General features: G+C 66.6%; 8 protein-coding genes. 2 read left to right on the top strand and 6 right to left on the bottom strand.

From position 1 onward, the window contains the following. The first annotated feature begins 99 nt into the window (after nt 1–99). Nucleotides 100–1,455 carry an SGNH family hydrolase gene (locus K368_RS0109580; protein WP_245259674.1) on the top strand — a complete coding sequence of 452 codons (1,356 nt, stop codon included), beginning with the start codon at nt 100–102 and terminating at the stop codon, nt 1,453–1,455. A gap of 300 nt (nt 1,456–1,755) precedes the next feature. On the opposite strand, the gene K368_RS0109575 is transcribed toward K368_RS0109580, so the two are convergent. The 3 genes from K368_RS0109575 to gltB form a co-directional block, all read right to left on the bottom strand. Then, on the bottom strand, nt 1,756–3,189 hold the full coding sequence (locus K368_RS0109575) for a glutamate synthase subunit beta (RefSeq protein WP_027172203.1): 1,434 nt from the start codon (nt 3,187–3,189) through the stop codon (nt 1,756–1,758). 101 nt (nt 3,190–3,290) lie between these two features. After that, nucleotides 3,291–3,893 carry a glutathione S-transferase family protein gene (locus tag K368_RS0109570; protein ID WP_027172202.1) on the bottom strand — a complete coding sequence of 201 codons (603 nt, stop codon included), beginning with the start codon at nt 3,891–3,893 and terminating at the stop codon, nt 3,291–3,293. A 7-nt stretch (nt 3,894–3,900) separates the two neighbouring features. Next, nucleotides 3,901–8,613, bottom strand: a complete 4,713-nt coding sequence (gltB, locus tag K368_RS0109565) for a glutamate synthase large subunit (RefSeq protein WP_027172201.1) — start codon at nt 8,611–8,613, stop codon at nt 3,901–3,903. 612 nt (nt 8,614–9,225) lie between these two features. Here gltB and K368_RS0109560 point away from each other — a divergent pair. After that, the gene (locus K368_RS0109560) at nt 9,226–10,146 is read left to right on the top strand and encodes a hypothetical protein (protein ID WP_027172200.1); all 921 of its coding nucleotides are present in this window, start codon (nt 9,226–9,228) and stop codon (nt 10,144–10,146) included. Nucleotides 10,147–10,234: 88 nt separating this feature from the next. Here the strand turns inward: K368_RS0109560 and K368_RS0109555 are convergent, their stop codons facing one another. The 3 genes from K368_RS0109555 to fdhF are packed head-to-tail and all read right to left on the bottom strand — an operon-like array spanning nt 10,235 to nt 14,284. Then, complete coding sequence (locus K368_RS0109555) at nt 10,235–10,528, bottom strand: formate dehydrogenase subunit delta (RefSeq protein ID WP_027172199.1); 294 nt, start codon at nt 10,526–10,528, stop codon at nt 10,235–10,237. Between the two features lie 44 nt (nt 10,529–10,572). Beyond that, nucleotides 10,573–11,436 (bottom strand): formate dehydrogenase accessory sulfurtransferase FdhD, encoded by an 864-nt coding sequence (gene fdhD, locus K368_RS0109550; RefSeq protein ID WP_027172198.1) that lies wholly within the window; start codon nt 11,434–11,436, stop codon nt 10,573–10,575. After that, the gene (fdhF, locus tag K368_RS0109545; RefSeq protein WP_027172197.1) at nt 11,423–14,284 is read right to left on the bottom strand and encodes a formate dehydrogenase subunit alpha; all 2,862 of its coding nucleotides are present in this window, start codon (nt 14,282–14,284) and stop codon (nt 11,423–11,425) included. Before fdhF ends, fdhD begins: the two co-directional genes overlap by 14 nt. Nucleotides 14,285–14,293: the final 9 nt, after the last annotated feature.

The raw sequence follows: 14,293 nt of genomic DNA, 5'->3' as shown, positions 1-14,293 counted from the left end.
TCGTCCGACGATCAGCAGGCAGGTCGCAGCGTGGCATCAAGGACCGTCAAGACCCTATCGCACGGGGTGGCCATTGCGGGACGAGTGAGGGACGCCCTTCTGCGCGCCGGTTTCCTCGCCCTGTTCGCGACGCCCCTGCTCTTCACGTCGGGTCCGACCGCCGTGGCGCAATGGGGGGATTCCTACGATACCTCTCGCGGCGATTCTTACTACGCGCCGCGCCGCCGGCCCCGCGAGGAGGGGGATTACGGCGGCAGGCAGGCGAACCGCCGCTACGCCCCTCCCCCCCAGGAAGCGCCGCGCCAGTTCTACTGGCCCTGGGAGGATCGGCCGCAGCAGGTCCAGCCGACCCCGGCCCCGGTGCCGTCGGCCCGCCCCACCCGTCCGCGTCCGCCGACCATCGGGGAAACCCAGCGCTCCTACACGAAGCGGCCTCGCCCGGCGCCGGTGATCGCCCAGCCGAAGCCGGTCCAGCCCAAGGCGGAACCGTCGATCCGTATCGCCGTCTTCGGCGATTCCCTGGCGAGCTATCTCGGCCGCGGCCTCGACGATGTGTTCGAGGACAATGCCGATGTGGCGATCCTCGACCGCTCGAAAGGCGATAGCGGTCTCGTCCGGAAGGACGTGGTCGACTGGCCGAAGGCGGCGGAGGATTTCCTCAAGACGAGCCCGAAGGTCTCCTACGCCGTGGTGATGCTCGGCGCGAATGATCGCCAGCCCATCCGTGAGGGAACCGAGACCGTGGACCCCGGGACGGAACGCTGGCGCGAGATCTACCGGGACCGCGTCGACGCCCTTGCCAAGGTCTTCGCCGCCCAGAAGATTCCCTTCATCTGGGTCGGCGCACCGCCCATGCGCAGCGAGCCGCTGACCAAAGACATCGCGACGATCAACGACTTGATCCGCGACCGGGTCGCGAAGGCGGGTGGGACCTATGTCGATATCTGGCCGGGCTTCGTCGACGACCGCAACCGTTTCACCATGACCGGCCCCGACCTGGAAGGGCAGGAAGCCAAGCTGCGGACGTCGGACGGCGTGCATTTCACCAAGGCGGGCGCCCGCAAGGTCGCGCATTTCGCGGACGTCGAAATCAAGCGTCTCATGGGCGCCAATCCCACGGAGGCACCGGCCGTCGCGCCCGTGGCGACGGTCCCCGGCCCCCTGCTCGATGGTGAGGCTCCGAAGCTCGACGATACCGCCGCGATCGATCGTCAGATCACGGCGATGCTGCCGAGCCTGCCGGAGCCCCCCGGCATCCCGGCCTTGCCGGTGAAGCCCGCGGCTGGCCCGATCATTCCCCTCGGCCGCGCCGAAGTGACCCCCGGCGGTACGCTGATCAGCGGACGACCGCGCGACGGCGACGCATCGGGCAACGTGGAGCGGGTGCTTCAGCGCGGCTCGGCGCCCATGCCGCAGCCGGGCCGGGCCGACGATTTCAAATGGCCGCCGGGCTGACCAGCGAAGTCAGATCGACAGCGTTTCCCGGGCTCACGACAGCTACTGGATTTACCCATCTGCTCGAAAGCTGCTCCCTCTACCCAAGAGGGTTCGGCATCAGGCGCGACGGGCTCCCTCTCCTGAAAGGAGAGACGACCCGCGCTGGCCGCGAAATGTGCGAATATAGCAGCCCTCCACGGAGGGTGATCCCGGCCGCCGGGTCTCGTCCTGCGACGACACAAAATGGCGTGGCGGATGGATACCGGCCACGCATTGTCTCGAACGGTCAGCGACCAACTCTCACCAAGATCGTTGACTTCAGCGCGGTAGGACGCTCGACCCCATCAGCGCCTCGTCGATCGAGCGGGCCGCCTGGCGGCCTTCGCGGATCGCCCAGACCACGAGGGACTGGCCACGGCGCATGTCGCCGGCGGCATAGATCTTCTCGTTGGACGTCCGGTAATCGAGCTCGTTGGCGGTGACGTTGCCGCGCTTGTCCATGACGACGCCGGATTCTGCCAGCAGGCCCTTGCGGAGCGAGCCGGCGAAACCGATTGCGAGGAAGACCAGATCGGCCGGCAGGGTGAATTCGCCGCCGGGAACCGGCTGACGCTTCTCGTCGACGCGGGTGCAGACCACGCCGGTGAGCTTGCCCTTCTTGTTGCCCTCCAGCCGCAGGGTGGCAGCCTGGAACTCGCGCTCGGCACCTTCCGCCTGGCTCGACGACGTCCGCATCTTGGTCGGCCAATAGGGCCAGACCGAGAGCTTGTCCTCGCGCTCGGGCGGGCGCGGCCGGATGTCGAGCTGCGTCACCGACAGGGCGCCCTGTCGGAAGGAAGTTCCGACGCAATCAGAGGCCGTATCGCCGCCGCCGATCACGACGACGTTCTTGGCGGTGGCGAGGATCGGCAATTCGCCGTTGCCCGGCATGGGCTCGGCGCCGACCCGCCGGTTCGATTGGACGAGGAACGGCATCGCGTAATGCACGCCGGCCAGTTCCTGGCCGGGGAGCTGCGGGTTGCGCGGGTCTTCGGCGCCGCCAGCGAAGAGCACCGCGTCGAACTCGGCGGTGAGCTCGTCGAGCGGCTTCGTCACGCCGACATTGACACCGTAATGGAAGGTCACGCCCTCCGCTTCCATTTGCTTCACGCGCCGGTCGATATGGCGCTTCTCCATCTTGAAGTCGGGGATGCCGTAGCGCAGCAGACCGCCGGCCTTCGGCTCCCGCTCGAAGACATGGACATCGTGGCCGACACGCGCGAGCTGCTGAGCCGCGGCCATGCCCGCCGGCCCCGAGCCGATGACGGCGACCTTCTTGCCGGTGCGGGTCGCAGGGATTTCCGGCTTCACCCAGCCGTTGTTCCAGGCACGGTCGGCAATGGCCTGCTCGATCGTCTTGATCGCAACAGGCTGGTTCTCGAGGTTGAGAGTACAGGCTTCCTCGCACGGCGCAGGGCAGACGCGGCCGGTAAATTCCGGGAAGTTGTTGGTGGAGTGGAGATTGCGCGCGGCCTCCTCCCAGTCCGATTGGAAGACGAGCTCGTTCCAGTCTGGGATCTGGTTGTGCACGGGGCAGCCGGTTGGCCCATGGCAGAACGGGATGCCGCAATCCATGCAGCGCGCCGCCTGCTTCTTCAGGTCGTGCTCATCGAGGGGCAGCGTGAACTCGCGGAAGTGCCGCACGCGGTCCGCTGCGAGCTGATACTTCTGCTCCTGCCGGTCGAACTCGAGGAAACCCGTGATCTTGCCCATCGTGATCGTCTTTCGCGAGTCTGTCTGATCCGTCGAGCGGCGGTTGACCGGCCCGGTCCGCCTCAGCTCGTCATCCCTGTTGTGCCGCCCGTTGCCGCCGACTAACCCGTCTTCGGCTCACGGTGGGCGCGCTCGAAAACATTCGCGCAACGGGTGAGCCACGCCCTTGTGGACGGTCTCGCCGCGAGGTCGAATCCGCCCTCATCGGCCCATTGCGTATAGGCGAAGAGCGACACGTCGGCGACGCTCAGCTCCTCTCCAACCAGCCACTCGGCCCCGCCGAGATGGCGCTCCATCACGTCCAAAGCCGCCTCGCCGCGTGCCACACGGGCCGGATCGCGCGCCTCCTTGGGCTTGCCGAGGTAGCGCATTTCGAACCGGCAGACCGCGATGGCGGGCTCGTGGCTGTACTGTTCCCAGAACAGCCACTCGTCCATTTTTGCCGCGAGGAACGCATCCTGCGGGATCAACGCACTTCCGCGGGCAAGATAGCGGATGATCGCGTTCGATTGGGCCAGACACCGGCCGTCCTCGAACTCCACTCCCGGCACCTGCCCCGCCGGAAAGCGGGACAGGTAGTCTGGTGTGCGGCTTTCGTCTTTCAGAATGTCGATCGGCACCCACCGATAGGAAAGGCGAAGGTAATCAGCGACGATCTTGACCTTCAGACAATTGCCCGAGACGAGATCACCGTAGATCCGCATGCCGGCCTCACTCAGCCGCCACCGGCATCCGCGCCATCTCCATTTCGCGCAGGGCGCGGCGGTATTCGACCGGCATCACCTTCACGAACTTGGTGCGGTAGCCGGCCCAATCTTCCAGAATCGCCTTGGCACGCGGGGAACCCGTGTACTTCAGGTGATTGGTGATGAGCTGGCTCAGGCGCTCCTCGTCGTGGCCGGACATGTCGGCCAGGATGTCGACGCGTCCCTTGGTCTCGAGGTCGCCATCCTGATGGAAGCGACGCATGACGTCATCCTCCTCCTCAATGGGTTCGAGATCGACCATTGAGAGGTTGCAGCGGGCGGCAAACGAGCCGTCCGCGTCGAGCACGTAGGCGATGCCGCCCGACATGCCGGCCGCGAAGTTGCGCCCGGTCTCGCCGATAGACACCACGACGCCGCCGGTCATGTACTCGCAGCCATGGTCGCCCATACCCTCGACCACCGTGATGGCGCCGGAATTCCGCACGGCGAAGCGCTCGCCGGCCGAACCGCGGATGTAGCATTCGCCCGCAATGGCCCCGTAGAGCACCGTGTTGCCGGCCATGATCGTCCGCCCGGCGGGCGACCGCAACGCATCGCTCGGCCGGATGATCAGCTTGCCGCCCGAGAGCCCCTTGCCGACGTAATCGTTGGCATGGCCCGTGAGGACCACGGTGATACCGGCGGCGAGCCATGCACCGAAGCTCTGACCGGCGGTACCGGCGAGATTTACGGTGATGGTGTCGTCGGGCAGGCCCTCATGGCCGTAGCGCTTGGCGACGACGCCGGAGAGCATCGCCCCCGCCGTGCGGTCCGAGTTCCGGATGACCTCGTTGAGCACCACCGGCTCGGCGGTCTCGATGGCCGACTTCGCGCCCTCGATCAGGCGACGGTCGAGCACCGCGTCGATCGGATGCTTCTGCTTCTCCGTGTGCCGGATGGCCACGTCGGGTCCGACATCGGGGCGATGGAACAGCTTCGAGAAATCGAGCCCCCGCGCCTTCCAGTGGTTGATGACCTCCAGCGTGTCGAGGAAGTCGGAGCGGCCGATGAGGTCCTCGAGCTTGGTGTAGCCCATCGTCGCCATCAGCTCGCGCAACTCCTCCGCCACGAAGAAGAAGTAGTTGACCACGTGCTCGGGCGTACCCTTGAAGCGCTTGCGCAGGACGGGGTCCTGCGTCGCCACGCCCACCGGGCAGGTGTTCAGGTGGCACTTGCGCATCATGATGCAGCCGGCCGCGATGAGCGGCGCGGTGGAGAATCCGAACTGGTCGGCGCCGAGCAGGGCGGCGACGAGAACGTCGCGACCGGTGCGGATGCCGCCATCGGCCTGGAGCACGACACGGCCACGCAGGTGGCTGAGCACCAGGGTCTGCTGGGTCTCGGCGAGACCCGTCTCCCAGGGACCGCCCGCATGCTTGATCGAGGTCAGCGGCGCGGCGCCGGTGCCGCCGTCGAAGCCCGAGATCGTGATGTGGTCGGCGCGCGCCTTGGCGACACCGGTGGCGACCGTGCCGACACCAACTTCCGAGACGAGCTTCACCGAGACGTCAGCGGCCGGATTGACGTTCTTCAAGTCGAAGATCAGCTGGGCGAGATCTTCGATCGAATAGATGTCGTGGTGCGGCGGCGGCGAGATCAGGCCGACGCCGGGGGTGGCGTAGCGGACCTTGGCGATCTTGGCGTCGACCTTGTGGCCGGGCAGCTGGCCGCCCTCGCCGGGCTTGGCGCCCTGCGAGACCTTGATCTGCATCATGTCGGCATTGACGAGATATTCCGTCGTCACGCCGAAGCGGCCGGAGGCCACCTGCTTGATCGCCGAGCGGCGCGAACGGCCATCGGCCATCGGCTTGAACCGCTCGACCTCCTCGCCGCCCTCGCCCGAATTCGAGCGGCCGCCGAAGGAGTTCACCGCGATGGCGAGCGTCTCGTGCGCCTCCTTCGAGATGGAGCCGTAGGACATCGCACCCGTGGCGAACCGCTTGACGATGTCCACCGCCGGCTCGACCTCGGAGATGTCGACGGGGGCCCGGCCGAGCTCGGCCGCCTGCTTGATCCGGAACAGGCCACGGATGGTCTTGAGGTGGTTCTCCTGCTCGTTCACCAAGCGGGCGAACTCGCGGTAGCGCTCGGGCAGGCCGAGGCGCACCGCGTGCTGCAGGGTCGCAACCGAATCCGGCGTCCAGGTATGGCTCTCGCCGCGCAGGCGATAGGCATACTCTCCGCCGACATCGAGAGCATGGCGGAAGACCGGGGCATCGCCGAACGCGTCGGCGTGGCGCCGCGCCGTCTCCTCGGCGACCTCGGCCATGCCGATACCTTCGATGGTGGTCTTGGTGCCGAAGAAGTCGCGGGCGACGAAGGAGGAGTTCAGGCCGATCGCGTCGAAGATCTGGGCGCCGCAATAGGATTGATAGGTCGAGATGCCCATCTTGGACATGACCTTGAGCAGGCCCTTATCGATCGACTTGATGTAGCGATAGACGATCTCGTCGTCGGTGAGATCCGGCGGGAACTCGGCCTTCATCGCGATCACGGTCTCGAAGGCGAGATAGGGGTTGATCGCCTCGGCGCCGTAGCCGGCCAGACAGGCGAAGTGATGCACCTCGCGCGGCTCGCCGGATTCGACCACGAGACCGACCGAGGTGCGAAGCCCCTTGCGGATCAGGTAGTTGTGCACCGCCGCCGTGGCCAGCAAGGCGGGGATCGCGATGCGATCCGGGCCGACGCCGCGGTCGGTCAGGATGATGATGTTGTAGCCGCCGCGCACCGCCGCCTCGGCCCGGTCGCAGAGCCGGTCGACCGCGCCTTCCATGGCGACGGCGCCGGACTCGGCCGGGAAGGTCATGTCGAGGGTCTTGGTGTCGAAACGGTCCTCGAAATGCGAGATCGAGCGGATCTTCTCGAGGTCGCCGTTGGTCAGGATCGGCTGCCGGACCTCGAGGCGCTTCTTGCGGGAGGCGCCCTCCATGTCGAGCAGGTTCGGCCGCGGCCCGATGAAGGAGACGAGGCTCATCACGGCCTCCTCGCGGATCGGGTCGATCGCCGGATTGGTGACCTGGGCGAAGTTCTGCTTGAAATAGGTGTAGAGGGGTTTGGGCTTGTCAGAGAGGGCCGAGAGCGGCGTGTCGGTCCCCATGGAGCCGACCGCCTCCTGGCCGGTGACGGCCATGGGCGCCATCAGCAGCTTGAGGTCTTCCTGGCTGTAGCCGAACGCCTGTTGGCGATCGAGCAGCGACACGTCCGAACGCGAGGCGCGCGGGATGACGGGCTTCAGGTCCTCGAGCACGATCTGGGTGTTCTTCACCCATTGCGCGTAGGGATTGGCCGCCGCGAGCTCGCTCTTGATCTCCTCGTCGGAGATGATGCGGCCCTTCTGCAGGTCGATGAGCAGCATGCGGCCCGGCTGCAGGCGCCAGGATTCGACGATGCTCTCGTCGGGGATCGGCAGCACGCCCATCTCGGAGGCGAGAACGACGAGGCCCTCATCGGTGACGATGTAGCGGGCGGGGCGCAGGCCATTGCGGTCGAGGGTCGCGCCGATCTGGCGGCCGTCGGTGAAGCAGACGGCGGCGGGGCCGTCCCACGGCTCCATCAGCGCGGCGTGATACTCGTAGAACGCCTTGCGCTCCTCGCTCATGAGCGGATTGCCGGCCCAGGCCTCCGGGATCAGCATCATCATGGCATGAGCGAGCGAGTAGCCGCCCTGCACGAGGAACTCGAGGGCGTTGTCGAAACAGGCGGTGTCGGACTGGCCCTCGTAGGAGATCGGCCAGAGCTTCGAGATGTCGTTGCCGAAGAGATCGGAATCGACGCTGGCCTGGCGTGCCGCCATCCAGTTCACGTTGCCGCGCAGGGTGTTGATCTCGCCATTATGGGCGACCATCCGGTAGGGATGCGAGAGCTGCCAGGTGGGGAAGGTGTTGGTGGCGAAGCGCTGGTGCACGAGGGCGAGGCCCGAGACGTAGCGCTCGTCCTGCAGGTCCTTGAAGTAATGGCCGAGCTGCGTGACCAGGACCATGCCCTTGTAGACGATGGTCCGGGTCGAGACGGAGACCGGGTAATAGGCCTTCACGCGCGGATCGTTGAGGCCGTAGACCTTGTTCGAGATCACCTTGCGGGCGATGAACAGGCGGCGCTCGAACGCGTCCTCGTCCGAGATCGCAGCCGGACGGCCGATGAAGACCTGCTTGTGGTGCGGCTCCGTCTCCTTGACGCGCACGCCGAGGTCGCTCGAATCCACCGGCACGTCGCGCCATCCGAGGAAGGGAAGCCCTTCGTCGTGCAGAGCCTTCTCGACGATCTCCTCGACGATGCGGCGGCCTTCCTCGTCCTTGGGCAGGAAGAACTGTCCGACGCCGTAATAGCCGGGCTCAGGCAAAGCGATGCCGAGGCCCTCGCATTCTTCCTTCAGGAGGAAATGCGGGATGTGAGTGAGGATGCCGCAGCCGTCGCCCATCTTCGGATCTGCGCCCACGGCGCCACGATGATCGATGTTCTCGAGGATGAGGAGGCCCTGCGCGACGATGGCGTGGGTGCGCCGGTCGTGCATGTCCGCGACGAAGCCGACGCCGCAGGCATCGCCCTCGCGGGCGGGATCGTAGAGACCCTGCTTGGGCGGGAGAGCGTGATCGCGGACGATGAGCGGCGCGACGCCGTCCCGCGTGGCGGGGATCGGGTTCTGGACGACCCCGGCAACCTCAGATGCGGCCATGTTCATAACCCCTCAGCCTCGTTCGTCCGTGCCCGCATGCGAGCATGTTTCATGCCCAAATGCCATCCGGCACTCAGGCTCCGTCCTCGACGCGGTCGGATTCAGGCAGGGTCTTCGGTGAGGAAGCGCCCGCTCTCCGCGGGCTCAGCGCCGGCTTGAATTCAAGCCGTGCGGGCCCGGATCGCCGCGATGGCGACCGGCTTGGAATCTCGTTTTTTCGTGAGATTCGACACCCGCTCCAGACCTTCCACGTTCCTCGAAGGCACCTCGTCCCCGGAAATCACTCGCCGCCGGGGCGCCCTGCCGAAAATGGGACAGCCGTACTGTCCTAATTACGGAAGGTGACAGATTTTAAACGCTCCAGCAAGAGGCTCGCACGCCCCATGGGCAGGTTTGATACGCCGTGCGGCGTTGCGACCGGCTTGGGCGTCCCGGATCCCGCGAAAAGCGATCGCCCGCGACTTGCCGCGCTTCACTCGCATTCCCGCCCCATTCGAGCAGTCTACAGGACTTGCCAAGCACAAGCGGCATGCGGGGTGATGGACCGCACGGAGAATGCCGTAGACCCGCGCCAACAGTGGGCTACGGAACGACGACCCACTATCGAGACGAGGCACCATGGAATCGAGCCGCAGGGCGCCTGTGCGCTCCCATACGATCAGCCTGACCATGCTGGCGGGATTCATCACCCTGTCGGCCCTCGGGACGGGCGCCGCCCAGGCACAGTACGGCTACGAGCCGGATCTGGTCCTTCCCCCACGCGCCGTGGTCTGGCGCCTCAACGACCGTGGCTTCACCGAGGTGACGCGGCCGCGATTCGACGGCCGGGCCTATATCGTCGAAGCGACCGGCCCCTATGGCGACAGGGTCCGGCTGTTCGTGGATGCACGGGACGGCGCCGTCCTCGACCGTCAGCGTCTTGGTGCTCCGTTGCCGCCCGCACCGGTGCGGGTCGCCCGCCCGGTCCCCGGCTATGGCTGGACCGAGGAAGACGAGCAGATTCGCCGGCCGATGCGCGAGGCGGAACGCCCGGTTCCTCCCGGCAGGATCCCCAACGGAGACGGTATCGGGCGGCAACCGCGCTTCGACGTGGCGGCGCGCCCCGATGCCACCACCCGCGTGGAGCCCTCCGATCGCAACCCATTGGGCCTCAATCCCGATGCCAGGACCGGCGAGGCGAGACGCCCGGTGGAATCACCGCCGGCCCGCAAGGTCACCAGGCTGAGCCCGCCGGCAAAGCCCGCCGCCCCGCGGCTCGCCCCGGACGCCCCGTCACCGTCCACGGCGAACGCACCGTCCGAGCCTCGAACCAACGAGCCCGCCGTCGCGGCGGTGGAGCAACCGAAGGTCGAACCGCCGACACCCGCCGCGAATCAACCCCGTCGCGACGCTGGGCCGGCACCTCAGAGTTCGCCCGGCAAGGCTCAGGCCTGGAGCGATCCCCCGGCGGACAAGAAGACCGTTCGGGTCATCGGCGGCGCGACCGTGGTTCCCGGAGCGACGGACAAGGATCAGGCGGGCGACCGCCCGGCGGAATAGGCCTTCGCTCCACGGATAAGGGACTACCGAAGGAGTCGAGCGACGACAGGCTCGGCGCCTTTCTCTCATTCGGACACGAAAGCGCCGGTCAGCCGGCGTCGCTGGCGCCGGCACCCTGAAGGTGCGGGTCGTTGGTGGCCTCCCGGACGGGGCTGTCGCTCTGGTTCGGCGATGTCGTGATCGCCTTTAACGCCAGCGGATCGAGACCGCTTCCCTCGGTGGGGCCATGCGCTTCGAGGGCGCGGCGCATCTTCGGCGTCCAGAACGCCACGATGTGCTTGTGGATGCCGGCGACCGCCTCCTCATCCGGATAGGATCGGAAGAAGCCTGAGATCTGGTTCGCCATGCGGACGAGCTTGTCGTTGGTGGTCAGGGCGCTCATGAGACTGGCTCTGGTCGACGGGTGAAAGGGAGCCGGGTGCGCCTCTAGCGCTCGGCGGCAAGGAGAAGGCGTTCGCGGCCGGTGAAGACCGTGAGGGTGTCCGACCGGGCGATGGCGCAGAGCGTGATGTCGTGCAGGCGCGCCCGGTCGATGGCCAGCGACGTCGGAGCCGAGATCGCCACGAGGACCGCAGCACCGAAGGTCGCGGTCTTCTCGACCATCTCGAACGAGCAGCGGCTGGTGATGACGACGAACCCGCCGCGCGGGTCGGTCCGCTCCCGCATCAACGCGCCGATCAGCTTGTCGAGCCCGTTATGGCGACCGACATCCTCGCGCACGGCGAGAAGGTTGCCTCCGAGATCCGCCCATGCCGCCGCGTGAACCGCGCGGGTGGCATGGTTCAGCACCTGCGCGTCGCCAAGAGCGAGCAGAGCCCGCTGGATCGACCCGATCTCCACCTGAGCCGCCTCGTGCACACGCGGCTCGGCCCTGGGCAGGGAGGCGAGATCGTCGATGCCGCAGACACCGCATCCGGTACGCCCGGAGATGGCGCGTTTCCGGGCAAGGTGCTCGCGCAATCTCCCCGGAGCGAGATCGACCACCAGGCGAAGGCCACCCTCGCCGTCCTCGACCTCCACCGACCTGATCTCGTCGGCGGCTTCGACGATGCCCTCGGTCAGACTGAAACCGTAGGCGAAGTCGACGAGGTCGGACGGTGTCGTCATCATGACGGCGTAGGGTACGCTGCCATAGACCAGGTTGACCGGCATCTCGACGGCGAGGTCCCGGTCGCCGTCACGGGGCGTCGGATCCTCATAGGCCACGACCAGGGTGGTGACGCGCCGGCTCGTGGGAGCCGACGCATCGTGTCGAGCGATCTCGAAGTCGTCTCGTTTACTCGGCAGCATTCAGTTGAGTCGCAATCCTGGTGAGCGAGAAGTCTTCCTCGAAGAACTTCGCCTGCCAGTCCGACGGCCGGTTGGTCCGCCGCACCTGCACCGCCGTCACCTTATACTCGGGGCAGTTCGTGGCCCAGTCCGAGAAGTCGGTGGTGATGACGTTGGCACCCGTCTTGGCGTGGTGGAAGGTGGTGTAGACCACGCCCGGCTGCATCCGCTCGGAGACGATCGCCTTGAGGGCGATGTCGCCGGAACGGCTCTCCAGGGCCACCAGATCGCCATGGACGATGCCGCGCACCTCCGCGTCGAACGGGTGGATCTCCAGCACGTCCTCCTCGTGCCAGCGCGAGTTCTCCGTGCGACGGGTCTGCGCGCCGACATTGTACTGCGACAGGATGCGGCCGGTGGTGAGGATGAGCGGGAAGCGCGGGCCGGTGCGCTCCTCGGTGGCCACGTATTCGGTGATCATGAACTTGCCGAGGCCACGCACGAACCGGTCCACGTGCATCATCGGCGTACCGTTGGGAGCGGCGTCGTTGCACGGCCACTGGATCGAGCCGAGCTCGTCGATCTTGGCGAAGCTGACGCCCTTGAAGCTCGGGGTGAGCGAGGCGATCTCGTCCATGATCTCGCTGGGATGCGAGTAGTTCATCGGGTAGCCGAGCGCGTTGGAGAGCAGGATCGTGCCCTCCCAATCACCGTAGCCGGCCAGGGGCGGCATCACCTTGCGCACGCGGCTGATGCGCCGCTCGGCGTTGGTGAAGGTGCCGTCCTTCTCGAGGAACGACGCGCCCGGCAGGAAGACGTGGGCGTACTTGGCCGTCTCGTTCAGGAAGATGTCCTGGACGACGATGCACTCCATCGCCATCAGGCCGGCGGTGACGTGGTGCGTATCCGGATCGGACTGGGCGATGTCCTCGCCCTGGATGTACATGCCCTTGAAGGCGCCATCGACGGCTTCGTCGAGCATGTTGGTGATGCGCAGGCCCGGATCCTTGTCGAGCTGGACGCCCCACAGGGATTCGAAGGTCTCGCGGGTGGCATCGTCCGAAACGTGGCGGTAGCCCGGCAGCTCGTGCGGGAACGAGCCCATGTCACAGGAGCCCTGGACGTTGTTCTGGCCGCGCAGCGGGTTCACGCCGGCACCCAGCATGCCGATGTTACCGGTGGCCATGGCGATGTTGGCCATGCCCATGACCATGGTCGAACCCTGGCTGTGCTCGGTGACGCCGAGACCGTAATAGATGCCGGCTGCTCCGCCGGTAGCATAGAGGCGGGCGGCGCCTCGGATGTCCTCGGGGTTCACGCCGATCTTTTCGGCCTGGGCCTCCGGCGAATGACGCTCCTCGGCGATGAACCGAGCCCAGGATTCGAAGTCGCCGAGATCGCAGCGCTCACGGACATAGGCCTCGTCGATGAGCCCTTCCGTGACGATGACGTGAGCCATCGCGTTGATGAAGGCGACGTTGGAGCCGGGCTTCAGCGGCAGGTGGTAATCGGCCTCGATATGGGGCGACTTCACGAGGTCGATCCTGCGGGGATCGGCGACGATGAGCTTGGCGCCTTCACGCAGACGCTTCTTCATGCGCGAGCCGAAGACCGGGTGACCGTCCGTCGGATTCGCGCCGATGACGAGGATCACGTCGGAATGCGCCACCGAGGCGAAGTCCTGCGTGCCGGCCGAGGTGCCGAGCGTCGACATCAGGCCGTAGCCCGTGGGTGAATGGCAGACGCGGGCGCAGGTATCGACGTTGTTGTTGCCGAAAGCGGCACGCACGAGCTTCTGGACGAGGTAGGCTTCCTCGTTCGTGCACCGCGACGAGGTGATGCCGCCCACCGAATCCTTGCCGTACTTGGCCTGGATGCGCTTGAACTCGGACGCCGCACGGTCGATCGCGACCTCCCACGACACTTCCTGCCAAGGGTCCGTGATCTTGTCGCGGATCATGGGCTTGGTGATGCGGTCCTTGTGCGTGGCGTAGCCGTAGGCGAAGCGGCCCTTGACGCAGCTATGGCCCTCGTTGGCCTTGCCGTCCTTGTAGGGGACCATGCGGACGATTCGGGTGCCCTGCATCTCGGCCTTGAACGAGCAGCCGACACCGCAATAGGCGCAGGTGGTGACCTCGGAATGGTCCGGTTGACCGTGCTCGATGATCGACTTCTCCTGCAACGTCGCCGTGGGGCAGGCCTGGACGCAGGCGCCGCAGGACACGCATTCGGAGTTGAAGAAGTCGGTGGGGCCGGCTGCGACGCGGCTGTCGAAACCACGGCCGGAGATCGTCAGAGCGAAGGTGCCTTGCGTCTCCTCGCAGGCGCGGACGCAGCGGTTACAGACGATGCACTTCGACGGGTCGTAGGTGAAGTACGGGTTGGACGTGTCCTTGGCCAGGTACTGGTCCGAGGACGGCTTGACGTGGTTGGCGCCGTCATAGCCGTAGCGCACGTCGCGCAGGCCGACCGCGCCGGCCATGTCCTGCAACTCGCAATCGCCGTTGGCGGCACAGGTCAGGCAGTCGAGGGGGTGGTCGGAGATGTAGAGCTCCATCACGCCCTTGCGGAGCTTGGCGAGCTTGTCCGTCTGGGTCGAGACCACCATGCCGTTCTCGGCGGGCGTGGTGCAGGAGGCCGGAGTACCGCGCCGCCCCTCGATCTCCACGAGGCAGAGGCGGCAGGAGCCGAAGGCTTCCAGCGAATCGGTGGCGCAGAGCTTGGGGATCTGCGTGCCGGCATGCATTGCCGCCGCCATCACCGACGTGCCGGCGGGAACGGTGACGCTCATGCCGTCGATAGTGAGGGTGACGGTCTGCTCGTTCACCCGGATCGGGGTGCCGTAATCGATCTCTTTGATGAGGGCCATGGGTCGCGC

The sequence above is a fragment of the Methylobacterium sp. 10 genome, from assembly GCF_000519085.1.
Lineage (GTDB): Bacteria > Pseudomonadota > Alphaproteobacteria > Rhizobiales > Beijerinckiaceae > Methylobacterium.
This window is presented reverse-complemented; position numbering and strand designations above follow the sequence as displayed.

Excerpts from the sequence above, each read along its gene's own strand:
- K368_RS0109555 (WP_027172199.1), bottom strand. The coding sequence starts at position 10,528 with ATGAGCGCCCTGACCACCAACGACAAGCTCGTCCGCATGGCGAACCAG.
- K368_RS0109570 (WP_027172202.1), bottom strand. The coding sequence starts at position 3,893 with ATGCGGATCTACGGTGATCTCGTCTCGGGCAATTGTCTGAAGGTCAAG.
- gltB (WP_027172201.1), bottom strand. The coding sequence starts at position 8,613 with ATGAACATGGCCGCATCTGAGGTTGCCGGGGTCGTCCAGAACCCGATC.
- fdhF (WP_027172197.1), bottom strand. The coding sequence starts at position 14,284 with ATGGCCCTCATCAAAGAGATCGATTACGGCACCCCGATCCGGGTGAAC.
- fdhD (WP_027172198.1), bottom strand. The coding sequence starts at position 11,436 with ATGCTGCCGAGTAAACGAGACGACTTCGAGATCGCTCGACACGATGCG.
- K368_RS0109560 (WP_027172200.1), top strand. The coding sequence starts at position 9,226 with ATGGAATCGAGCCGCAGGGCGCCTGTGCGCTCCCATACGATCAGCCTG.
- K368_RS0109575 (WP_027172203.1), bottom strand. The coding sequence starts at position 3,189 with ATGGGCAAGATCACGGGTTTCCTCGAGTTCGACCGGCAGGAGCAGAAG.